21 protein-coding genes, 1 pseudogene and 1 riboswitch are annotated in these 21078 nt (G+C 69.5%); of the genes and pseudogenes, 11 read left to right on the top strand and 11 right to left on the bottom strand.

The annotated features are described in order from the left end of the window. Positions 1 to 49 precede the first annotated feature (49 nt). The 5 genes from AB0I59_RS26480 to AB0I59_RS26460 all read right to left on the bottom strand — a co-directional run bounded on the left by AB0I59_RS26480 (position 50) and on the right by AB0I59_RS26460 (position 6199). Complete coding sequence (locus tag AB0I59_RS26480) at positions 50 to 2281, bottom strand: MMPL family transporter (protein ID WP_358137021.1); 2232 nt, start codon at positions 2279 to 2281, stop codon at positions 50 to 52. Between the two features lie 582 nt (positions 2282 to 2863). Further along, positions 2864 to 4672, bottom strand: coding sequence for an ABC transporter ATP-binding protein (locus tag AB0I59_RS26475; RefSeq protein ID WP_358137019.1), 1809 nt, complete (start codon positions 4670 to 4672; stop codon positions 2864 to 2866). Positions 4673 to 4740: 68 nt separating this feature from the next. Further along, positions 4741 to 5259, bottom strand: coding sequence for a MauE/DoxX family redox-associated membrane protein (locus tag AB0I59_RS26470; protein ID WP_358137016.1), 519 nt, complete (start codon positions 5257 to 5259; stop codon positions 4741 to 4743). Then, positions 5252 to 5644 (bottom strand): S26 family signal peptidase, encoded by a 393-nt coding sequence (locus AB0I59_RS26465; RefSeq protein ID WP_358137233.1) that lies wholly within the window; start codon positions 5642 to 5644, stop codon positions 5252 to 5254. The genes AB0I59_RS26470 and AB0I59_RS26465 overlap by 8 nt, the downstream gene beginning before the upstream one ends. A gap of 42 nt (positions 5645 to 5686) precedes the next feature. Further along, positions 5687 to 6199, bottom strand: a complete 513-nt coding sequence (locus AB0I59_RS26460; RefSeq protein WP_358137013.1) for a TlpA disulfide reductase family protein — start codon at positions 6197 to 6199, stop codon at positions 5687 to 5689. Between the two features lie 1011 nt (positions 6200 to 7210). On the opposite strand from AB0I59_RS26460, the pseudogene AB0I59_RS26455 reads away from it, so the two are divergent. Beyond that, positions 7211 to 7512, top strand: a pseudogene (locus AB0I59_RS26455) (epoxide hydrolase N-terminal domain-containing protein). Here AB0I59_RS26455 and AB0I59_RS26450 read toward each other — a convergent pair. After that, complete coding sequence (locus tag AB0I59_RS26450) at positions 7452 to 8468, bottom strand: helix-turn-helix domain-containing protein (RefSeq protein ID WP_358137010.1); 1017 nt, start codon at positions 8466 to 8468, stop codon at positions 7452 to 7454. The pseudogene AB0I59_RS26455 and the gene AB0I59_RS26450 overlap by 61 nt on opposite strands. Positions 8469 to 8519: 51 nt before the next feature. Between AB0I59_RS26450 and AB0I59_RS26445 the strand changes: the two genes are divergently transcribed. Beyond that, a complete protein-coding gene (locus AB0I59_RS26445; protein ID WP_358137007.1) occupies positions 8520 to 8927 on the top strand; it encodes a cupin domain-containing protein in 408 nt (135 codons plus the stop codon). Between the two features lie 276 nt (positions 8928 to 9203). Here AB0I59_RS26445 and AB0I59_RS26440 read toward each other — a convergent pair whose 3' ends face one another. Further along, on the bottom strand, positions 9204 to 9647 hold the full coding sequence (locus AB0I59_RS26440) for a MarR family winged helix-turn-helix transcriptional regulator (RefSeq protein ID WP_061254507.1): 444 nt from the start codon (positions 9645 to 9647) through the stop codon (positions 9204 to 9206). 112 nt (positions 9648 to 9759) lie between these two features. Between AB0I59_RS26440 and AB0I59_RS26435 the strand changes: the two genes are divergently transcribed. From AB0I59_RS26435 to AB0I59_RS26420, 4 genes are all read left to right on the top strand, one after another. Then, a complete protein-coding gene (locus AB0I59_RS26435) occupies positions 9760 to 10683 on the top strand; it encodes a quinone oxidoreductase family protein (RefSeq protein ID WP_358137230.1) in 924 nt (307 codons plus the stop codon). A 592-nt stretch (positions 10684 to 11275) separates the two neighbouring features. Then, positions 11276 to 11413: riboswitch (cyclic di-AMP (ydaO/yuaA leader) on the top strand. A 14-nt stretch (positions 11414 to 11427) separates the two neighbouring features. Then, a complete protein-coding gene (locus AB0I59_RS26430; protein WP_358137004.1) occupies positions 11428 to 12081 on the top strand; it encodes a CHAP domain-containing protein in 654 nt (217 codons plus the stop codon). Between the two features lie 161 nt (positions 12082 to 12242). Continuing rightward, complete coding sequence (locus AB0I59_RS26425; RefSeq protein WP_061254501.1) at positions 12243 to 12539, top strand: hypothetical protein; 297 nt, start codon at positions 12243 to 12245, stop codon at positions 12537 to 12539. Positions 12540 to 12706: 167 nt separating this feature from the next. Beyond that, a complete protein-coding gene (locus AB0I59_RS26420; RefSeq protein WP_061254499.1) occupies positions 12707 to 13990 on the top strand; it encodes an MFS transporter in 1284 nt (427 codons plus the stop codon). An 18-nt stretch (positions 13991 to 14008) separates the two neighbouring features. Here AB0I59_RS26420 and AB0I59_RS26415 read toward each other — a convergent pair whose 3' ends face one another. Together AB0I59_RS26415 and AB0I59_RS26410 are read right to left on the bottom strand one after the other, a co-directional pair. Next, positions 14009 to 14692, bottom strand: coding sequence for a response regulator transcription factor (locus tag AB0I59_RS26415; RefSeq protein ID WP_061254791.1), 684 nt, complete (start codon positions 14690 to 14692; stop codon positions 14009 to 14011). Further along, entirely contained in the window at positions 14689 to 15933 is a 1245-nt protein-coding gene (locus tag AB0I59_RS26410) for a sensor histidine kinase (protein ID WP_358137001.1), read from the bottom strand. The genes AB0I59_RS26415 and AB0I59_RS26410 overlap by 4 nt, the downstream gene beginning before the upstream one ends. A 179-nt stretch (positions 15934 to 16112) precedes the next feature. Here AB0I59_RS26410 and AB0I59_RS26405 point away from each other — a divergent pair, with 179 nt between their 5' ends. The 4 genes from AB0I59_RS26405 to AB0I59_RS26390 all read left to right on the top strand — a co-directional run bounded on the left by AB0I59_RS26405 (position 16113) and on the right by AB0I59_RS26390 (position 19008). Further along, complete coding sequence (locus tag AB0I59_RS26405; RefSeq protein WP_061254496.1) at positions 16113 to 16343, top strand: hypothetical protein; 231 nt, start codon at positions 16113 to 16115, stop codon at positions 16341 to 16343. 226 nt (positions 16344 to 16569) lie between these two features. Continuing rightward, positions 16570 to 16905: a hypothetical protein gene (locus AB0I59_RS26400; RefSeq protein WP_061254494.1), complete on the top strand. Its 336-nt coding sequence runs from the start codon at positions 16570 to 16572 to the stop codon at positions 16903 to 16905. Between the two features lie 231 nt (positions 16906 to 17136). Then, positions 17137 to 18063: an NACHT domain-containing protein gene (locus tag AB0I59_RS26395; RefSeq protein WP_358136997.1), complete on the top strand. Its 927-nt coding sequence runs from the start codon at positions 17137 to 17139 to the stop codon at positions 18061 to 18063. A gap of 348 nt (positions 18064 to 18411) precedes the next feature. Then, positions 18412 to 19008 (top strand): SAM-dependent methyltransferase, encoded by a 597-nt coding sequence (locus tag AB0I59_RS26390; RefSeq protein ID WP_358136994.1) that lies wholly within the window; start codon positions 18412 to 18414, stop codon positions 19006 to 19008. A gap of 146 nt (positions 19009 to 19154) precedes the next feature. Here AB0I59_RS26390 and AB0I59_RS26385 read toward each other — a convergent pair whose 3' ends face one another. Beyond that, positions 19155 to 19442, bottom strand: a complete 288-nt coding sequence (locus AB0I59_RS26385; RefSeq protein ID WP_061254489.1) for a hypothetical protein — start codon at positions 19440 to 19442, stop codon at positions 19155 to 19157. Positions 19443 to 19478: 36 nt separating this feature from the next. Beyond that, positions 19479 to 20363 (bottom strand): GNAT family N-acetyltransferase, encoded by an 885-nt coding sequence (locus AB0I59_RS26380; RefSeq protein WP_082776714.1) that lies wholly within the window; start codon positions 20361 to 20363, stop codon positions 19479 to 19481. 149 nt (positions 20364 to 20512) lie between these two features. On the opposite strand from AB0I59_RS26380, the gene AB0I59_RS26375 reads away from it, so the two are divergent. Beyond that, the gene (locus tag AB0I59_RS26375) at positions 20513 to 20998 is read left to right on the top strand and encodes a ricin-type beta-trefoil lectin domain protein (RefSeq protein WP_061254487.1); all 486 of its coding nucleotides are present in this window, start codon (positions 20513 to 20515) and stop codon (positions 20996 to 20998) included. Positions 20999 to 21078: the final 80 nt, after the last annotated feature.

Genomic DNA, 21078 nt, shown 5'->3' with positions numbered 1-21078 from the left:
GAGCCCGTCCGCGGAGTGTGCGGACGGGCCCGCCGGGGGCGGTGGCCGGTCAGCGGCGCACCGGCTCCCGGCCCGTCGTCGAGGCCGCGACCGGGTCGGCCGGCTCGGACGCCAGGGCGGCGCCCTCCACATCGACGCGTGGCAGCAGCCGTTCCAGCCAGCCGGGCAGCCACCAGGCCCGCTCGCCGAGCAGGGCCAGTACGGCGGGGACGAAGGCCATCCGGACCACGATGGCGTCGAACAGCACGGCGACGGCCAGGCTGAAACCGATCATCTTGATCATGGACAGTCCGGCGCCGACGAAGCCGGAGAACACCGCCATCATGATGAGCGCGGCCGCCACGACGACCCGGGCGCTGTGCCGGAACCCGGTGACCACCGCCTGGCGAGGCTCGTCCCCGTGGACATATGCCTCCCGCATCCGCGAGACCAGGAACACCTCATAGTCCATGGCCAGGCCGAAAGTGATGCCCACCACCATGATCGGCATCATGCTGATGATCGGGCCGGTCTGCTGCAGGCCGATCAAGCCGGCGCCCCAGCCCCATTGGAAGACCGCGACGACCGTGCCGAGTGAGGCGAGAACCGACAGCAGGAAGCCGAAGGCGGCCTTGAGCGGCACCAGCAGCGAACGGAAGACCACCATCAGCAGCAGGAAGGCCAGACCGAGCACGACGGCCAGATACGGGACCAGCGCGCCCTGCATCTTCTGCGCGACGTCGATGTTGACGGCCGTGGTGCCGGTGACCATGAACGTCGCTCCCGTCCCGGCCTCGGTCGCCGGCCGCTGCTCGCGGATGAGGTCGACCAGGTCCATGGTCTGCTGGCTGGTGGGGGCGGTGGACGGGGTGGCGGTGAACATCGCGGTGTCGCCGGCCAGATTGAAATGGGCTTCGGAGACCGACACGATCCCCTCGGTGGCGCCGATCTTGCCGGCGATGGTCTGCACCGCCGTCTCGGGCTCGCCGGCGTTGCCGGCGTCCACGACGATGGTCAGCGGGCCGTTGAAGCCGGGGCCGAAGCCATCGGCCAGTTCGTCATAGGCGCGGCGCTCGGTGGTCTCAGTGGATTTGGTCTCATCGCCTGGCATGCCCAGTTGCAGGTCCAGCATCGGGATGGCCAGCGCGCCCAGGCCGATGAGGGAGGCGACGAGCACGGCCACCGGGCGGCGCAGCACGAACCGGGCCCAGCGGGTCCCCGCGTTGCCGGTCGCCGCGTTGCCAGGCAGGTCACCGGCAGCGTGGCCGGTCGCGTGGCCGGTCGTGCGGTTGGTCACGCTCTTGCGTGCCCGGCGGGACAGGACGGCGTTGGGGAAGAAGCCGAGCAGCGCCGGCACCAGGGTAAGCGCGATGAGCACCGCGACCAGGACAGTCCCGGCGGCGCTCAGCCCCATCTTGGTCAGCGTCGGGACGCCGACCACCGACAGCCCGGCCAGGGCGATGACGACGGTGAGCCCGGCGAAGACCACGGCCGAGCCGGCGGTGCCCACGGCCAGGCCGGCCGCCTGCCTGGGCATGTGCCCTCGGCCTCGCTCCTCGCGGTAGCGGGAGACCACGAACAGGGCGTAGTCGATGCCGACCGCCAGTCCCAGCATGGACGACAGGCTGCTGCTCGTCGTCGACAACCCGAGAGTGGAGCCGAGGGCCATGATCGCCACCATGCTGATGCCGACCCCGAGCACGGCGGTCAGCAGTGGCAGCCCGGCGGCCACCATCGACCCGAACGTGACCAGCAGCACCAGGGCGGCGATCACGATGCCTACCACCTCGCTGAGGCCGCCCGCTGCCGGGGAGGAGGCCAGCACGGACCCGGCGGCGTCCACTGTCAGGCCCGCGTTCCGGGCTTCGTCGACGGCCTGCCGCAGGTGGGTCTTGGTGTCGTCGGTGAGTTCTTTGGACGGCACCTTGTAGGTGATGCTCGCGTACGCCGTGGAGGCGTCCTCGCTGACCGTGCCCGCCCGGAACGGGCTCACCGCACCGGCAACCTGGCTGCTGCCCGCCGGCGCCTCGGCGACCAGCTTCTCGATCACCGCCCGGTTGGCGGTGTCGGTGATCTTCTGTCCATCGGGAGCGACGAAGACGATCTTGGCGGTGGCCCGGTCGGCGCCGTCAGAGGCGCCCGGGAAGCGCTGCCCCATCAGGTCATAGGCGTTCTGCGCCTCGATGCCCGGCATGGAGCCGGTATCGGGTGGAGGATCGCCGGCGGTGGTCGAGGCGAACGCGACAGCGCCGAAGATCGCCAGCCAGACGATGGTGACGTACCAGCGTCGCCGGAAGGCCATACGGCCGAGTCGATAAAGGAAAGTAGCCACGGGACGGAGGTCTCCAGGTATTGAGAGAGGTACCTCGCCAGGCTGTCGGCCGCCGGCCTGTCCCGTCGTCATGCGGTTGCTGGCACTTGGCCTACTGAAATCGCAGTACCCGCCGCCCGCAGCCGTGCCGCGGCCGAACGCATGGCGGGCCGGTCTGTCACGTCCTCACCGCCTGGCCGAGCCCCTCCGGATACGACCGCAGCCGCTCCATCTGCTCATCGGAGAAGAACTGAACCGCCAACGCCCACAACCGCCACGACCGCACCGAAACCAGTGCGAACCGTAGTAGCAAAGATCGTCAGGAGTCCCTCAAGTTCGAATATGCCTAGGTCAGAGACAGGTTCGTTGGATTCTGTTCCGTTGCTACTGGGACCCCCTGTGAGCCGACAGGAAAGGCACCCCGCCGGAGGCTGAAGCCGTCCACAAGGTCGTGACCACGTTCATCACCGGCGTCGTGCGGGAGGGTCGATGGTCGTGGATGATGACGTGCTCGGGCCCTTCGGCCACCCGCGGTAGCGAGCCCGCCTGCCCCCAGGCCGGTTTCCGGGTAAGTCAGATGGTCGTTGTGGTGTCGATCGGGTCGCGGTAGCCGGATGCCTGGAGTTGGAACAGCCGGGCGTACAGGCCGTTTCTGGCGATGAGTTCGTCGTGGCCGCCGACCTCGGCGAACGCGCCATCTTGCAGGACGGCGAGGGTGTCGGCATGGCGGATGGCGCCGAGCCGGTGGGAGACGAGCACGCTGGTCCGGCCGCTGCGCAGGGCCGCGATGCGGGTGTGGACCTCGTGTTCCGCCTCCGCGTCCAGGCCGGAGCTGGGCTCGTCCAGGATCAGCAGGTCGCTTTCGCGGCGGAGCATCGCGCGGGCGAGCGCCATCCGCTGCCACTGGCCGCCGGAGAGGAAGACCCCGGTGGCGTCGCCGTCCTCGTTGTCCTCGTCGATGAACAGCCGGGTCAGCAGGGTTTCGTAGCCGCGGGGCAGGGAGCGGAGCTTCTCGTCGATCCCCGCCTCGCGGGCGGCGGCTTCGATGGCGGGCGTGTCGCCCATGAGGTCCAGTCGGCCGACGGCGATGTTCTCCCGAGCCGACAGGTCGTACGCCATGAAGTCCTGGAAGACGGCACCGATCCTGGCCCTCAGCTCGCCCGGATCGACGTCGCGCAGGTCGGTTCCGTCCCAGGTGATACGCCCGGAGGTCGGGTCGTACATGCGGGTCAGGAGCTTCACAATCGTGGTCTTTCCCGCGCCGTTGAGGCCCACGAGCCCCATCGACGTCCCGGCCGGAATGTCCAGGCAGGCGCCGCGGAGAATCCAGGGATGCTCCTCGCTGTAGCGGAACCAGACGTCCTGGAGCCGGATGCCCTGGGACAGCGGGGGAACCGGTGCGGGACGGGCCGCCACGGCGAGGTCGGGTTCGGCGCCTTCGACGGCCAGGAAGCTCTTGAACAGGGAGATCTGCCCGTGGGTTCGCGCCACTTCGCCGACAAGACCGGCGAGCTGGCCCTGCAGGCCGGCCACGGCGGCGATGAACATCGAGATGTCGCCGATCAGCAGGGCGCCGTGGTGGGCGCGGATGATCGTCCAGACCAGGCCGGCTCCCGCGATCAGCGCCGACAGCCCGCCGAGCGCCAACTGGGTGGTGAGGTCACGCCTGTCCAGCGCCCTGTTCTCGGCGTTGGCCGCCTGCCGCTCGGCGACCATCCGGGTGTGCAGGAAGGAGCCGATGCCGTACAGCCGGACCTCTTTCGCGGCCTGGGCGTCGGTCATCAGCTGCGCGTAGAAGATCTCCCGTCGTTCGCGCGGGCCCAGCCGCAGGTGCATGGAGACGCGGCGCCGGGAGAGCGCGATCTCCGCCAGCAGGGCCGGTGCCACGCTGACCAGGATCACCGACGCCATGATCGGGCTGAGCGAGAACAGGGAACCGACGAAGCCCAGAATGCCCAGCGTGGCCGTGGAGATGGACAGGAAGCCGGAGAGGATCTGGCCTGGAGTGCGACCGCCCATCGTCTGTGCCAGCCGCAGCTGGTTGAGGAAGGCGGGGTCCTCGAGACGCGCGAGCCCCGGCAGGCGGTTGAGTGCACCGTACAGCCGGCTCTGCGCCTGCAGGGCGATCGACCGGTCCAGCTCTGCCTGGCAGTAGCGGGCGCCTTCCGCCACCGCTTTGGCGACCAGCCCCAGCGCGGCGAGCAGGCTCGCGAGAACGAGCAGCGTGCTGGTCGGGAGGCCCAGCACGATGGCGTCGAGAATGAACTTGGTCAGCCAGGCGACGGTGACGGGGACCGCGGCGGTGGTCACCGCGATGACCACCGCCAGGATGACGAGCCGCGGCCGCGCCTGCCAGGCCAGGGTGAACGCCTTGCCGGTCATGCGGACACCGTCTCGCAGTGATTTCAGCACGGGTCGTCGCGTCCTTTGCTCAGGTTCTCGGAGGGAATTCAGGCGAAGAGATCAACCAGGTCGTCCAGGAGAATGACCAGAAGCGACAGGAACAATCCCGCCACGACGGTGATCCCCGTTTCCGTGGTCCAGGAGTCCGCACCGGCACCGGCACCGGCACCGAGCATGCCGACGACGGCCGCTGCCGCGAGGAGGGTGTTGCGTACGATGTGCCGGGCGGAGAACGGCGACGCCTGACGGCCGAAGCAGTTGCAGGAAACGGCGTTGCCCCGGCGGATCACGGTGGCGATCGCCAGGCCGAACACCACGCAGAGCACGGCGGCAAGGGCGAAGCCGACCATGAGGATCCCCGGGCTTTTCACCAGGCCGGCCATTATCGACAGTACGGTGACCAGTTCGGCGGTGATTATCAGGACCGCGGCCACCGGTACGGCCCCGGCGGGCAGCAACCGCATTTGCCGGACGGATTCCTCGAACGACGAGTAATTGATCACCTTCCCGACGCCCGAGGTCAGGAAAACGGCCACCAGCAGGGTCCCGCTGAACACCTCAGCCATTTCGGTCCTCACCTACGACGGGCGGGATAGACCCTGCCAGCCGCCGCACCATGCGCCCCGCCACGCGATCCATCGGGACGAACCCGAAATGACGCGAGTCCAGACTGGACGGCAGATTGTCGCCGAGGACGAACAGGTGGTCCGGCGGCACCACCCGCCCGCCCGGCAACCGGTCGCCCGCCACCGCCGCGACCCGCTTGATGGCCTGCCCCGGCAGATCGGGATGCCTGATCACCACGACGTCCCCGCGCGCACAGGCCGCCGGACGCCGAGCGACGATGACCCGGTCACCCGTGGTCAGATGCGGATGCATGCTCACCCCGTGAACCTGGACGACACCGAACCTCCGGCGCACCACACCAAGGACGAAAGCCAGGCAGAACACCGACGAGACAAGAATCAGGTGAGCGAATTCCACGGCAGGAGATCACGCGGGAATGGTGAGCCGTGACTGCGGGCCGATCTCCGAACTGGTGGCCAGCACGGTCCCCACTCCCACGGTGACGAACACGGGGACGCCGATGACACCGAACGCCTTCGCCACCGGCCCGTTCGGCACTTCGACGAGAACCGGCCCCAGGGACTCCAGCGTGGCCCTGACCTCTGGATCGTAGTCGCCGGAGAGTACGGACACGACGCTCCCCTTGTTCGCGGCCGCGTAGGAGAGGAAAGCCGGCATGGCCTCCCGGCAGGGTTCGCAGGTCGGCGAGAGGAAGGCGAAAACCGTGCCGAGTTCGAGGGTGTCACGGCTGACGGTCGTCCCCTGCGTGCTGGTGGCCGAGAAGTCGCCTACGGAGCTTCCCGGTGGTGAGCTCAGCGGGGGAAGCTCGACGGAAACGGGCGGCACTCCCGCGCCCCGCCCGATCTTCCGTGCGATCCCCAGGGTGAACGCCAGGTTGAGCAGCGTCAGCAACAGCAGACAGATCTGTAACGCGATCACGGATGAGCCCCGATTCGCTCGACGGAGTGGAGGGGATTTCCGGACGCCGGCATCGCGGTCCCTGTCGGCACCGCGATGCCGGACGCTCCGGTGGTCAGATCACCCGGAGAACACCGGGCCGGTCCACGTCAGCAGCTGCCGCAGCCGTAGTCGGTCGTGATGACGGAGGACTGTCCGGAGTCGTTCGTACAGATGGTGTTGACCAACAGCTTGGAATAGGTGGACGAACAGTAGCTGCACCACCTGTTGCCGGTACGGCACGTCACGGCGGCGGCGTTGGATTTCGGGAGAACCACCGACAGGAGTTCGTCTCGGAGACGAGCCAATGAGCGCTGCACTGGATTGCTTCCTTTCTGGCTGAATCGGCCGGGCCGAAAGAATCAGTTGGATCACCTTCCGTCGGAGCGATCATCTCACTGGGTAAATTGGGCGGCAAGGGATGAAAACGGCGATTTGAGGCGGGTGTGAAATCTCGTCCCTTATGGCATGCGCTGACCTAAATGAATGGGACGACGGGGTCCCCATAGGGGTCCGGTAGCAATGAGGAAATCAACGGATACGCCGCTTACCTGCGATAGCGCAAGGGCCCGGGGCTGAGATATCGCTCGTGATCTCGACTTCGAATTCTCGGCAACCTGGGACGACGAAGCGCCCCGCCGCCGAAGGGGAGAGCGCCGGTTGATGTCGTAGAGAAGATTTGCATTCGATCATGAGCGCTTCGTCGGGGCCGGGTTCCGTCACGGCGTTTCGTCACGCGTGGCAGCGTGGGCCAGTTCGGCGAGCCGGCGCGGGCCTGGTTGGGATCGGAACCGACCGCGACTACGTCGCTCGGGTGGTCGATGGGTCGCCACGACAGCTCAGGGATATTGATCACCGCGGTGTGGCCGCCGATGTCAACGAAGCAGGAGGCTGCCGAATGAACGGACACGGCGAGCGAGAGATCCGGCCCTTCATCCTGGACGTTCCCCAGCAGGAAGTGGACGACTTGGCCGCTCGTCTCGCCGCGACCAGGTGGCCCGACGTCCGGTCGGCGATTGGTCCCAGGGAGTGCCGGCGGCCTACCTCAGAGAGGTGACCGAATACTGGCGCACCACCTACGACTGGCGGGCACAGGAGGCGCATCTCAATCGCTTCCGCAGTTCACCACCACGATCGACAACGCCAACGTGCATTTCCTGCACGTCCGCTCCCCGCAGGCCGATGCCCTGCTCCTGCTGATTGTGGTCGTGCTGGAGCGGGGACAGGCGGGCGATCAGGTCGTCGGACACCGTGGGCCGCCCACCGTGGCGGCGGGGCCGAAGCGCCGCCGGTAGGCACTGGGGCTGAGACCGGTCCGCCGCCGCATCTGGGCGCGCAGGTTGGCGGCCGTGCCGAGACCGCTGGCCCGGGCCACCGCCTCCATCCGGAGTTCGCCGCGCTCGATCAGCCGGCAGGCGAGGGTGACGCGTTCGGCGGTGAGCCAGGCCAGGGGCGTGGTGCCGAGTTCTGCCCGGAAGCGCCGGTGGAGGGTGGCCGGGCTCACTGCGGCGCGGGCCGCCAGCTCCGCGACGGTCAGCGGCCGGTCCAGCCGCCCCTGCGCCCAGGCGAGCACGGGTGCGAGGGACGCGTCCGGTACGGCCGGCACAGGTCGTTCGATGAACTGCCGCTGGCCGCCGTCGCGGTGGGCGGCGAACACCAGCCGGCGGCTGACCGCGTTCGCCACATCGGCGCCGTGATCGCGGCGGATCAGGTGCAGTCCGAGGTCCAGGGCCGCCGCGCTGCCGGCCGCGGTGAGGATGTCGCCGTCGTCGACGAACAGCACTCCCGGATCCAGCCGTACATCGGGGTAGCGGCTGGTGAACTCCTCCGCCCAGCGCCAGTGCGTGGTGGCGCGGCGCCCGTCCAGCACACCGGCCGCGGCCAGCGTGAACGTGCCGGTGCAGAAGCTCATCAGGCGGGCGCCGCGCGCGGCGGCACCGCGGATGGCCTCCAGCACGGCGGGGTCCGGTGGCACCTGAGGGTCCGGACGGTTGGGCACGATCACAGTGCCCGCGCGGTCCACCGCGTCCAGACCCGCGACCCGCGACATCGTGAAGAAGCCGTTGTGCATGCGGACGGCCGGGGTCGCCGCGCACAGCGTGAAGTCGTACCACGGCAGTCCGAGCTCTGGGCGGCGCAGCCCGAACAGCTCGGTGGCCACTCCCATCTCGAACGGGTTCGAGCCCTCTTCGACGATCATGACGACCCGCATGGAGGCGTCGGCCGGCCGCTGCGCGGATTCTTGCGACATATGCGATTCCTAGCACTTTCGGCAGCTATCCCCCACCGTAAGGATCGGCACATGACGAAAACGCCCATCGACCTGCACGCCGCGCTGGCCGGTTTCGACCAGCTGTGGAGTCCGCGGATCGTGACCCGAGTGAACGACTACGACGTGCGGATCGCCAAGGTGGCCGGTGAACACGTCTGGCACGCCCACGACGACACCGACGAGTTCTTCCTGGTCATCGAGGGAGAGCTGAGCATCGCCCTGCGCGACGGAGAGTCCGGCAACGACCAGCCGGAACGTGTCGTCGAACTCCCCCAGGGATCGGTCTTCGTTGTCCCGCGCGGAGTCGAGCACCGGCCATGCTCAGCCCGCGGTGCCTCGATCCTGTTGTTCGAGCCGACCAGAACGCTGAGTGTCGGCGACCGGCATGACGAGATCCCCGGCCACGTCGACGCCACCACCGGACACGCGCTCAGCTGAACCGGCGCCCGGCTGTCACCGTTCCCGGGCGAGAACGTCAAGGCGGTGGAAACGTACGGCGGCGTCCCGCGCCAGTCCTCTCGGCGGCGTCCCGCGCCAGTCCTCTCGGCGGCGACGCCGCGTCAGGGTGAGCGCCGGCCCGCGAGTAAACCGAGATATCACGCCGTACGGGTTCTCCTCACCTGGCTTCGAGCCCTCAATGGAGCGGATGGCCGCCTTCCTTCAGCGTCACGACGGAAGCGGCTCCCGGCAGCCGATAAGACGCGTAGAGCGGCGCTACCCCTCGTACACCCGGGCCAACAGCTCCACCAGCTGTTGGCCTTCCGCCGCACTGAGCGGCGCCAGGAGTGCGGCGTTGGCCCGCTCCGCCAGCTCCGCGCACCGTTTCAGGGTCCGCGCGCCCGCCGGTGTCACCGTCACCGCGTTCTTGCGGCGGTCCTGCGGATCGGGGTCCCGTACCGCCAGCCCGGCTTCCTCCAGGTCGTTGAGCAGGAGGACCACGTCCTTCGCGTCGAAGCCCAAGCGGCGCACCACATCCGCCTGGGCGACCGGGCCGTACTCGGACACTGCCGCGAGCACGGCGTGATGCGGCAGCTTCAGCCCTTCCTCGGCGATCGCCTCGGCGACCAGGCTCCGGCCGCGCGCCGCGACCTGGCCGGCCAGCCAGCTCGGCAGGGACTGGATGTGCGCCAGGGCGCGCGGGCGTTCGGTGGGAGTCATGGCAGCAAACTATCCCAAAATCATTGGACATCCCAATGACTTACCCCCTATGTTGAACGTCCATTGGGAATTCCAATGATTCTTCGAGCTGACGTCACATCCGGAGGTGTCCATGCGTCGTGTCCGCTATGAGGTCAGCGGCGGCCCCGCGGTTCTGTTCATCGAGGAGGCCCCTGTTCCAGAGCCCGGCCCGGGTGAGCTGCTCGTCCGTGCCGAAGCGGTCGGTGTCACGCTGCCGGCCGTACGGAAGGTGCGCGAGGGCGCCAAGCCCGTCCCGCTCGGCGGAGAGGTGGCAGGCACCGTCGCCGCCGTCGGTGAAGGCGTCACCGGGTTCGCCGTGGGCGACCGCGTCACCGGCCTCTCCTTCTCCCATGCCTATGCCGAACTGGCCCTCATCCACCACGCGATGGCCTCCGCGATTCCCGAATGGGCGACCGGCGTCGACGCCGTGGCCCTGGTCCGCAGCGGCCTGGTGGCACGCGGCGCCTACGAGGCCGGCCGCCCCCACCCCGGCGACGCCGTCCTGGTCACCGCAGCGGCCAGTGCGGTCGGCACCCTCGCCCTGCAGTATGCGAAGGCGGGCGGGGCCTCCCGTGTGGTCGCGGCCGTCAGCAGTGCGGACAAGACGGAGTTCGTTCGCGCCCTCGGCGCCGACGAGGTCGTGCTCTACGGGGACGAGTCCTGGGGCGATCCGGTCGACATCGTCATCGATGGGGTCGGCGGAGAACTCCTCAGCCCCGCGGTGCGCGCCCTGGCCCCCGGCGGCCGTCTGGTCGCCTTCAGTTCGGGCGGCGGCACAATCGACGCGTACGAGCTGCTTGTCCGGAGCGCCTCGGTCATCGGCTTCCAGATGGCGGCCATCGCCCGGGGCAAGCCCGAGGTGTACGCGCGCTGGCTTGACGAGCTCTGGGAACTCCACCGCAACCGCACACTGCGGCCCCGCGTATTCGCTGAAATCCCGCTCGCCGAAGCAGCGCGCGCCCACGAGATCATCGAGTCGCGCCGCAACCTCGGCAAGGTCGTTCTGGTCCCCTGAGACCAGGACGGCAATCCGACAGACTCGGCCGCCCGGGTCGGTGCATCCTGGATCTTCTTGGCCTACCGGGGGCGCCACCGGAATACGGCAGAAACGGGCCACGGGCCGGGTGGTTTCGGCGCACGCGTGACCTGCCGAGCGGCCGGCTGGACGTCCAGGTCGAGGGGCAGCCGTTGCCTGCCGATTGCCTGGTTCTCGTCAGGGTCATGGCGGCATCGATCGCGAGCGTCCCGTCACCGGGGACGTCGCGGCGCGGACCCGTGAAATCAGGCTCGTCCGCGTGATCGCGAAGATCCGTACGTAAATCTTTCCGGGGTCGGCGGCGTGTCACACCGGTCGGCTTCGCGCGGGCGCCGACGGTGCCAGGATCCCCCTGGCGGCAGGCGAAACCACGCCGTTCGAGCGATCACCGGGCGCCATGGTGGTACCGCACCCCCACTCTTGACCGATCATTACAGAGGTATGACCCTGTTTGTCCTCACTTGACCGATTTGAAGCGGTCTATTACCGTTTTGGGAACACGGCGCATACCTGACCTCTGCAAGGTGTGCCTGCCCCATAACCGATGACACGGTCATCCATCACTGGAACCGACCGTCGACCGCCGAGTCCGCGTTCGCGCGGAGCCGGGGACCCACCACCTTTCTGGGGTGAATCGGCATCAGTGCCGTAGGGCGACTTCCACGCCCGAACCCGTCAGCTAACCCGGTAGGCGGCATGGAAGCAAGGGAGTAGACCCCCGTAATGCGAGCCCCCAAGACTTACCTGCGTGCGGCCCTGATCACCGGCGTCCTGGCCACCGCTGCCGTGCCCGCGACCCTGGCGGCCGCCCACGCCGACACCGTCCACGCCAGCGCGTCCGCTCCCATGAGCCCCCTCCTGAAGGAGGCCGCGTCGCTGCCCAAGGTGAGCGCCACGCGGCTGCTGCAGATCGCGCAGAGCCAGGTCGGCGTCAGCGAGAACGCCTCCGGCGGCGGCACGAAGTTCCACGACTGGTACATCAACTCGCCCCGCGCCAAGGAGACCGTCGCCCGTGACGGCGGCAGCACCGGCGCCTACGCCAACGCCCCCTGGTGCGACATGTTCGTCTCCTGGGTCGGCGATCAGGCGGGCCTGCGGCCGGTCCTCGGCTGGGACGCCTACACCGTCCAGCACGCCAAGTGGTTCCAGGACAACCACCGCTGGGGCGCCACCGCCAAGCCCGGCGCGGTCGTGTTCTTCGACTGGAACGGCGGCAAGGACATCTACGGCATCGACCACGTCGGCTTCGTCATCAAGGACAACGGCGACGGGACGATCAAGACCGTCGAAGGCAACACCGGCAACGGCAAGGTCGAGATCCGTACCCGGCCGATGAGCCAGGTGACGGGCTTCGGCTACCCCGTCTACACCGCCTGATCGGTGTGACTTCGAGAACGCCCCCGGCAGACCGCCGGGGGCGTTCCGCTGTCCGGAATCCCGGGACCGAGATCTCTCCGGAGATTTGCCCGGATTCGGGTTGAACAGGGCATTCGGCGGCGGTCGACTCAAGCTGAGACCAGCCAGAAGGAGGTGCTCCGATGGGGTTCGTCCAGGTCATCGAGTACGAGACCTCCCACGCGCCTGAGGTGGAGAGTCTCCTGGATGAGTGGTGCGCCCGGACGGCGGGCGAGCGCACGGCCACGCACACGGTGCTGGCACGCGATCACCAGCGGCCCGAGCACTACGTGTCGATCGTCGAGTTCCCCTCGTATGAGGAGGCGATGCGGAACAACACGCTTCCGGCGACGAGCGAGTTCGCGCACCGGATGGAGGAGTTGTGCGACTCCCCGCCGCGCTTCGTCGATCTCGACGTCGTACGGGATGTCGAACTGTAGAGCGCACCATCGGGAAACGGGCTCCGCGAGATCGGTCGAGGATCAGGAGCCCGAGGGGAGCATCGCTCGGACCTCTGTGATCAACCGCAGGACGTCCGGTCAGCCGGGCATGTGGGAGATTGGCCTGATCACCGGCCCACAGTCCGAGGAAGAGGCACGTCCCCCCGATGACGACCTTCGAGCACACCCGCCGCGCCTGCTACACCGGCTCGTTCACCCAGGCCATCGTCAACAACCTCGCCCCGCTGTTGTTCATCGTCTTCCAGACCGGCTACCAGGTCCCGCTGGAGATGCTCGGCCGCCTGGTGCTGCTGAACTTCGCGACCCAGCTCGTCACCGACATCGTGGCGGTCAGGTACGCCGACCGGATCGGCTACCGCGTACCGCTGGTGCTCGCCCACGCCCTGTCCGCCGTGGGACTGGTGTCGCTGGCGGTGGCCCCGGCGGTCGTCCCCTCCCCGTACCTGGGACTGTGCCTGGCGGTCGTCGTCTACGCGGTCGGTGGCGGCCTGCTCGAGGTGCTCGTCAGCCCCGTGGTGGACGCCCTGCCCAGCCCGGCGGAGGGCAAGGCGGCGCAGATGAGCCTGCTGCACTCCTTCTACTGCTGGGGCCAGGTCGCCGTGGTGGCGGGCAGCACGCTCCTGCTGGCCGGGATCGGGCAGGACGCCTGGCAGATCCTGCCGCTCGTCTGGGCCGTCGTGCCGCTGGTCAACGTGGTGGCCTTCATGAAGGTCCCGCTTCCCGCGACCGTGCCCGACGAGCACCGTACGTCCCTGAAGGCGTTGCTGAGCGCGCCCGCCTTCGTCGCGGCGATCGTGCTGATGCTCGCCGCGGGCGCGGCCGAGCTGACCATGTCGCAGTGGTCGTCGCTGTTCGCGGAAGAAGGGCTGGGCGTTTCAAAGGTGTGGGGCGACCTGGCCGGGCCGTGCCTGTTCGCCGTCCTCATGGGCATCGGCCGTATCGTCTACGGCCTCTGGGGCGAGCGCATCCCGCTGGTCCCGGCCATGATCTTCTGCGGAGCGCTGGCGACCGCCTGCTATCTCGTCGTGTGCCTGTCGGGTGACCCGATCATCAGCCTGATCGGCTGCGCGGTGTGCGGACTCGCCGTCAGCCTCCTGTGGCCGGGGACCTTCAGCCTCGCCTCGGCTCGATTCCCCCTCGGAGGCGCGGCCATGTTCGGCATGCTCGCCGTATTCGGCGACGCCGGAGGCGCCGTCGGCCCGTGGATCGCCGGGGCCGCAGCCGACGCCGCGGGCACCGGGGAGACCGTGTTGCGGCGGATCGCGGAGGTGCTGCCGGACGACGGCGGCTCCGGGCTGCGCACCGGCCTCACCGTCGCCACCGTGTTCCCGCTCATCATCGTGGTCGTCACCCTCCTGTACGGCGCAGCCGCCCGCCGGTCGGCCGTCGCCGTACACGGGGAGAGCGGCGAGGAGGCGATCAGCCGATGAGCGGCGGGAAGCGGCCCGTCATCCGGCGTCGTCCAGCAGCCCCGCGTCGTTGACCAGCAGGGCGATCTGGACGCGGTTGTTCAGGTCGAGCTTGGTGAGGATGCCGGAGACGTGGGTCTTCACCGTCGGGACGCTGAGGTACAGCACGGCGCCTATATCGGCGTTCGACCTGCCCTGGCCGACCGCGACGGCCACCTCGCGCTCGCGGTGGTTCAGCAGCGCCAGGCGGTCTCTGGCCCGAGCGCGCCGCCGGTCGTGATCGGATTCCGCGACCCGCGCGATGAGGCGCCGGGTGACCGCCGGGGACAGGACCGGATGGCCCCGCGCCACCTGGCGCACCGCGGCCACGATCTCGGCCGGCGGAGTGTCCTTGAGGAGGAACCCGGCGGCTCCGGCCCGAAGCGCGCGCAGGACGTGCTCGTCGGCGTCGAAGGTGGTCAGCACGATGACCTCCGGCGCGGCGCGCCGGGCACGCAGGGCCTCGGTGGCGGCCAGCCCGTCCATCAGGGGCATCCGGATGTCCATCAACACCACGTCGGGGGTGTGCCGGTCGACCAGCGACAGCACCTCGGCGCCGTCACCCGCCTCGGCGACCACGCGGATGTCGGGGGCGCCGCCCAGCATCATCGTCAGGCCGGAGCGCACCAGTGGGTCGTCGTCCGCGATCAGTACGTCGACGGGCCGGGGGTCGGATGCGGTCATGGCGTCCACGGTAGCCAGGCCGACAACCGCCAGTCACCCGCGCCGGTGGGGCCGTGCTCCAGCCGCCCGCCGGCCAGGGCGACGCGTTCGGCCAGCCCGACCAGCCCCTGGCCGGATCGCGCGCCCGGCACCGATCCCGCGCCGGGCAGGGAGCCGGGCTGGGAGCCGGGCTGGGAGCCTGGCAGCGCGTCGGTCAGGGACCGGGGAGCGGCGGGGGCGTCGGCGAGGCCGGGTACGGCGTTGCGCACCTCGACGGTCACCCCCTCCCCCGGCGCCCCCGCCAGGCGTACGCGCACCTCGGCTCCTGGGGCGTGCTTGCGCGCGTTGGTCAGCGCCTCCTGCACGATCCGGTACGCGGTGCGACCCGTGGAGTCGGGGACGGCCGAAGCGAGTTCCTCGCACAGGTCCACCCGCATGCCGGCCCGGCCCGACTCCGCGGCGAGTTCCCTGATGTCGGCGAAGGCGGGCTGCGGCAACTCCCCCACCGGGGCGCGCAGGACGCCGATGACCTCGCGCAGATCCTGCAACGCCTGGTGGGCGCTCTCTCTGATCACCTTGGCAGCGCGGGCGATGTCCTCGGCCGGCGCGTCGGGATGGAACTCCAGCGCGCCCGCGTGCACGCTCAGCAGCGACAACCGGTGGCCGAGCACGTCGTGGATCTCCCGGGCGATCGCCTCGCGGGCGAGGTGCTGCGCCTGCTCCGCCCGCAGTCGCGCCTCGGTCTCCGCGCGGGCGGCGCGGTCGCGCAGCGACGCGGTGAGCCGCCGCCTGTGGTGGACGAACAGGCCCCACCCGACCGCCGCTCCCTGGATCGTGACGCCGAGCAGCCACGGCAGCATGCGCGACGTGTCGGGTTCCGGCCTGAGCACCACGTAGCCGAGCGCGGCGAGCAGGCTCAGCCCGAAGACGGCCGTCGTGGTGCGCGGCGGCCGGTGCACCGCGACCGTGAACAGTGCCACCAGCATCGCGCCCGCGACCAGTTCGGAGAACGTCGACAGGACGACCAGCGCCACGGCGAGCTCCACCGGACGGCGGCGGCGCAGCCACAACGCCGCGCATCCCAGCACGCCGGTGAGCTGGTCGACGTTGAACAGCCACAACGGCACGGGCAACGGTGGAGAGTCCAGCCGCATGCCGGACATCACGACGCCGTACAGGACCGCGAGCAGGAACAGGCCCGTGTCCACGAACCAGTCCCGGAGGCCGCGCCGGGCCGCCGGCGCCGTGGGGGAAGCGTCCATACTCCCGCGAGCGTACGGTGCGATCGGCGGTATCGCCTCCGGCGGGCGACGGGACGATACTGAAGTCGCGGCTGCCGATGCTTCGGTCGGGCGCGAGCCCGACGGCACCGACTTCGGTCGGCGGCGAGAGATCCCCTTGACCGATCCGCGTCCGTACGGCGCCCTCTTAGCGTTGCGGCATGCGCCACGCCCTCCAGCTCGCCGGTCTCTACCTGGTCGTGTCCGGCATCAGCGGAACCATCGACCACCTGGCCGTGCAACCCGTGTTCGGCTCCTTCCTCAACTACTTCAACCGCGTTGTCCTCCCGCGCATCGACTTCCTGGCCGGTTACGAGCTCTACGCGAATCTGAGCCTGGCGGTCCTCGGGGGCGTGCTGGTCATCGCCGCGGATCGGACCCGGCCGACATGACGGCGCACACCGCGCCGACCAGGGCCCTGTTCCCGTATGGCCACGGCCAGGCGGCGTACGGCTCCGGGTGACGCCCGGGGCCAAACGTCGGCCAGGTGGGGGCCGGAGGCCCTGTCAGTCGGGTACGACCAGCGCATCGCCGAGGCGCCCCACGCGGGTCACCACCCGCCTCTCCGGCAAGATCACCTATTGGCGGGGCATCATCGCCGAAGCCGAAGCCGCCGGGGTGAAGATCTGGACCGCCGCCGACTTCACCAAGGGCGACTTCGTCCTCCACCACGGCACGTGGTGGGAGGTGTACCGCGTCAACGCGAAGTCGCTCACGATCCCGTGGGGACACCTCGGCGTCGGCCGCCGAATCATCCGCACGAACGACGCGTACGACTGGCACGGCCAGCTCTCCACTGACACCGACCGGCTCGGCTACGACCGCGTCCAGGGCCGGATGAGCGCCGCTGAGGCCGCCGGCCAGCCCTTCACCACCATCGCCCTCGACACCGGGCTCACCGAAGAGGCCATCCGGGAAGTACTCCGCGCCCACGGCATCCCGCTCCCGACGTAAAGGCGGCATCCGCGACAGGATCCTCGACCAAACGCTCAGCCTGCACAAGCAAGGAACCCCCATTCAAGGTCGCGAGATCTCTTAGGGGCACGATTCTCGCCAGCGACGTAGGCCCCTGGCCCTTGCACGAGCCGGGCCGCCGTGACGATCCACTCGGAGAAGGTCACAGGTCGGCTCCGGACCGTTTCCTCCATCTGTGAGCGATGCGCCCGATCGGTCATCATCTGGGTCATGAACGGCGGCAGGCGCAGAGCGGCCTGGGCATGGGGAACGCTCGCCCTGGTGGCATTCGCAGGGTTCGTGGTGGTCGGCATCCGCGTGCTCCCCCAACTGGAACTCGGTGACGTCGACCCGGTCAGCGCCATCATCGGATTGGTATCGCTGGTGGTCGCGCTCGCATCGCTGTATCCGGCCGCCCGCGCGTCGCGGCTGTCCCCGGCCGAGGCCGCTGACCAACTGGCCCGTGTCGTGGCCAAGCGAGAGACAGATGCGCGCCGCCAACTGTTGGGCGGCCACGACCGGACCATCGACGTGGCCTTCGACTTCCGGCCCTCTCTCGCCCGCCCGGCCGCTGGCGCCGGTCGGCACAGCCGCCTGCGCAAGGTGGTGAACTACTACCATCAGCTGTCTCCCCGCCGCATGGTGATCACCGGGGCGCCTGGTGCCGGCAAGACCGTCCTTGTGGTTGAGCTGATCCTGGGCCTGATCGAGGCGCGTGGCTCCGGCGATGCGGTGCCGGTGCGTATCTCCGCGGCCTCCCTGGACACCGAGCTGTCCACTGCTGAGGCGGTCGAGAAGTGGCTGCGCCGCCACCTGCGGCAGGTCTACCAGATCAGCGAAGCGAGGGCCCGCGCCCTTGTCGATGACCGCCTGGTGGTCCCGGTCATCGACGGGCTGGACGAGATGGACACCGGCGAGCGGCCCGGCTACGACTCCCGCGCGGGACGTGCGCTGCTCGCGGTCAACGCCTACCAGCACCAACGCGCTAAGGCCGCGGTCATCCTTACCTGCCGCACCGCTCAGTACGAGGCGCTGGAGGAGCTGCGGGTGTGGGCGCACGACGCCGCCCGGGTGGAGATCGCGCCGGTCGACGGCCGGCAGGCCCGGCAGTTCCTGGCCCTCGAACTGTCGATCTCGCCCGGTGGGAGCCGGTGCTGACCGCGATTGAGCGCGCTCCGCGCGGGCCGCTGGCCCAAGGCCTGTCCACTCCCTGGCGGCTCACTCTGGCCACCATCGTCTACGACCAACGCGACCCTGCGGGGGCGTTCGTCCGTGACCCCGCTGAGCTGGCCACGGTCGGGACCAACCCGGAGGAGGTACGCGATCATCTGCTGGGCCTGCTCATCCCGGCCGCTGTCGCCGTGGGCCCGCCCCGGGCGGAGCGGACGCCGAACGGGTGCACCGCTGGCTTGCCGTGCTGGCCCGTTACCTCAACGCCAACGCCACTACCGACCGAGCCCTGGGCGGCCGGGCACTGTCCGGTACGGACCTGGTCTTACACGAGCTGTGGCCATCCGCCAGTTCCTCGACATCGGCTCTGGGCTGCCCACGCAGAAGAATGTCCACGAGGCCGCGCAGTCCGTCGCGCCCGGCTCCCGCACCGTGTACGTCGACAACGACCCCTCCGTGCTCCCGCACGCCCAGGCCCTTATCCAGGGTGACCCGCAGACCGTCTACATCGAGGCCGACGCGCGTGACTACCCGGCGGTGCTCCGGCACCCTGAAACCGCGCGCATGCTCGATTTCACCAAGCCCATCGCCGTTCTCCTCGTCGCCCTCGTCCACTTCATCGACGACAGCGACGACCCGTACGGCGTGGTCGCCGGATACGTGGATCAGCTCTGCCCCGGCAGCTACGTGATCCTCGCCCACGTCACCAGTGACGACATCGACCCCGAACTCGGGGAGCGCATGTTCGGGCTGAACAGCCAGCTGAGGGTGCCTCTCACCTACCGCACGAAGGACGAGGCGGCCCGGTTCTTCGACGGCCTGGAGCTCGTCGGGCCCGGCGTCATCGACCTCGGCCGGTGGAGCCCCGATGGGGAAGTCGACGGCCCGAAGCGCAAGCTCAACTCCTGGTGCGGCGTCGCCCGCAAGGTCTAGCGCCGCTCCGAGGCGGCCGTGCATGCGGCGGTCCTGCTGGTGCAGTGGTTCACGGGCGGGGCGACCCGCAAGAAGTAGCCGAGGTTGTTGCGGGGGCCGTGCGCTTGCCGGCCGCACGACCCCCGCGGGTGTGCTTCTTCAGGTGGTCACGGGTTGCCCGGCCGGGCGGCGTCCAGTTCAAGGCCCTCGGCCCGCTCGGACGCGCCTGGAACGAGGACCTGCACCCCCGCGCCCATGACGGCCGCTTCTCCCACCACCCGGGCGGCGGACTGCTCGGCGGCCACAGCAGCGGCGGGGGCGGAGCCGCTCCGCGGGCGGCTATGCCGGACGTCATCGTTACAAGCAACCGCGTGCTCGACGTGCTCCGCGGGCAGCGCCCGAGCCGCTCTCTCCTGAAGGCCCTTCACCACGTGCGAGCCGGTGGCATGGGTCATGTCCGCATCGTCGCATGAAGGAGTGGGAGGGGTGCTTCACTCGGTCCGCCCCAGTTTGACGTAGGTGTGCGTACGCGCGTAGGGGTGAAATCCCAGGCCGCGGTAGAGCGCTTGGGGAACGGGATAGCCCGCGTCACCGCGCGGGCAGACGATCGCGCTGGTGGCGCCGGCGCGACGGAGCGCGTGGAGGGCGGCCAGGCACACCGCCCGGGAGAGCCCGCGGCGGCGGTGGGCGGGGTCGGTGCCGACGGGCTCGATGAGCCCGACGCGGTGGGCGTCGTCATACCAGATCAGGCAGTTCGCGGCGAAGCGACCGTCGGGAGCCTCGACGATCCAGTCCAGCTCCGGCCGGTACGGCCACGCGTCCATGATCGCCCGATAGGACTCGGTCGTTACGCCGGTCGAACTCCACGCGGCCTGGTGGACGGCGACGCGCCGGTCCACGTCCTGATCACCGCGTACGGCACGAGCGGTGAAGCCGTCCGGCAGCGCGGGTGCGGGCAGGTCGGTGAGCGACCGGGAGTGGTAGCGGAAGTAGGGCGCGTCGTCCCTCGGTCGGTATCCATGGCGGACGAGCGCGTCACGCAACTCCGTCTGAGCGTCGAGCACGTTGATCTCGCGCGGTCCGCCGGCGGCCGTCTCGTCGAACCAGGCCAGGATCTCCTCGACCAGCTCCGGGAACGCCGGATCCACCTGCAGCCGGAGATCGTCGGGCAGGTGCGCCCACCCCCAGGCGACCACGCGACCGTCGGCCTCCCACAGGGCGATGGGCCAGTCCGCCTGGTCGAGCGTGTACATCAGGCGGCCCCAGGCCAGGTCGCCGACGTGATGAGGGCTGTCCACCGACCACACGCGCTGTGTCACCCTCTGCATCGCGCGTAGATCGCCCACATCCGCATATCGCCGCATGATCGCCGTCATGGGCGGTCATCCTTCCAGGCCGGGAGTCCGGCCAGCGAGCGCATTCGAAACGGCTACGCCACGTAATCAGTCGGTTCGTTTTCCGGACCTTTTTGGATGCGTTACGTAATAATCGGTGACGCAAAGTAGCCACAAGGAAGGGGTTCCTCGTGCGTATCCGTCTCGCCTCCGCCTCTGCCGTGCTGGCGGCGGCCATCTCCGTCGCCCTCGCCGTCCCCGCGTCGGCGGCTCCGTCCGTCCCAGTCCGGCCGGGGACGTACCAGATCGTCAACTCGGAGGGGGCGTGCCTGCGCGGAGAAGGCGAATTCAACTCGAAGGTTCTGCCCGGCGCGTGCGACACCAGGTGGATCCTCGTGCCCACCGGCGACGGCGACAGCGTCATGATCCGGCACGCGACCACCGGCACCTGCATGAGCACCGCCCTGGAGCGGATCTATCCTCCGATGGTCGCCACGCTGCCCTGCGAGCCGGGTCCCTGGCACACCTGGATCGTCGGCGATGCCGGCGGTGGCCGGGTCACCATCGCGCGGGGGCTCGGCTACGTGACCGACTTCGGTCCGAAACGCCCCGCCGTCCTGCTGGGAGACAGCCCTGACCTCCACGGCAAGCAGTCGTGGACTCTCCAGCCGGCATGAGAGCAGAATCCCGGCCGGCGGCAGGACGAGGAACCCGATCATCCTGACCGGCTCTGACGATCGACACGCCACGGCCTCGG

This window comes from Microtetraspora glauca, assembly GCF_040656155.1.
Taxonomy (GTDB): domain Bacteria; phylum Actinomycetota; class Actinomycetes; order Streptosporangiales; family Streptosporangiaceae; genus Microtetraspora; species Microtetraspora glauca.
This window is presented reverse-complemented; position numbering and strand designations above follow the sequence as displayed.

Bases quoted from the DNA above. Each gene is read 5' to 3' on its own strand.
- AB0I59_RS26475 (WP_358137019.1), bottom strand. From the start codon at position 4,672: ATGACCGGCAAGGCGTTCACCCTGGCCTGGCAGGCGCGGCCGCGGCTC.
- AB0I59_RS26385 (WP_061254489.1), bottom strand. From the start codon at position 19,442: ATGACCCATGCCACCGGCTCGCACGTGGTGAAGGGCCTTCAGGAGAGA.
- AB0I59_RS26420 (WP_061254499.1), top strand. From the start codon at position 12,707: ATGACGACCTTCGAGCACACCCGCCGCGCCTGCTACACCGGCTCGTTC.
- AB0I59_RS26415 (WP_061254791.1), bottom strand. From the start codon at position 14,692: ATGACCGCATCCGACCCCCGGCCCGTCGACGTACTGATCGCGGACGAC.
- AB0I59_RS26450 (WP_358137010.1), bottom strand. From the start codon at position 8,468: ATGTCGCAAGAATCCGCGCAGCGGCCGGCCGACGCCTCCATGCGGGTC.
- AB0I59_RS26425 (WP_061254501.1), top strand. From the start codon at position 12,243: ATGGGGTTCGTCCAGGTCATCGAGTACGAGACCTCCCACGCGCCTGAG.
- AB0I59_RS26480 (WP_358137021.1), bottom strand. From the start codon at position 2,281: ATGGCCTTCCGGCGACGCTGGTACGTCACCATCGTCTGGCTGGCGATC.
- AB0I59_RS26445 (WP_358137007.1), top strand. From the start codon at position 8,520: ATGACGAAAACGCCCATCGACCTGCACGCCGCGCTGGCCGGTTTCGAC.
- AB0I59_RS26405 (WP_061254496.1), top strand. From the start codon at position 16,113: ATGCGCCACGCCCTCCAGCTCGCCGGTCTCTACCTGGTCGTGTCCGGC.
- AB0I59_RS26395 (WP_358136997.1), top strand. From the start codon at position 17,137: ATGAACGGCGGCAGGCGCAGAGCGGCCTGGGCATGGGGAACGCTCGCC.
- AB0I59_RS26435 (WP_358137230.1), top strand. From the start codon at position 9,760: ATGCGTCGTGTCCGCTATGAGGTCAGCGGCGGCCCCGCGGTTCTGTTC.
- AB0I59_RS26410 (WP_358137001.1), bottom strand. From the start codon at position 15,933: ATGGACGCTTCCCCCACGGCGCCGGCGGCCCGGCGCGGCCTCCGGGAC.
- AB0I59_RS26470 (WP_358137016.1), bottom strand. From the start codon at position 5,259: ATGGCTGAGGTGTTCAGCGGGACCCTGCTGGTGGCCGTTTTCCTGACC.
- AB0I59_RS26440 (WP_061254507.1), bottom strand. From the start codon at position 9,647: ATGACTCCCACCGAACGCCCGCGCGCCCTGGCGCACATCCAGTCCCTG.
- AB0I59_RS26430 (WP_358137004.1), top strand. From the start codon at position 11,428: ATGCGAGCCCCCAAGACTTACCTGCGTGCGGCCCTGATCACCGGCGTC.
- AB0I59_RS26380 (WP_082776714.1), bottom strand. From the start codon at position 20,363: ATGACGGCGATCATGCGGCGATATGCGGATGTGGGCGATCTACGCGCG.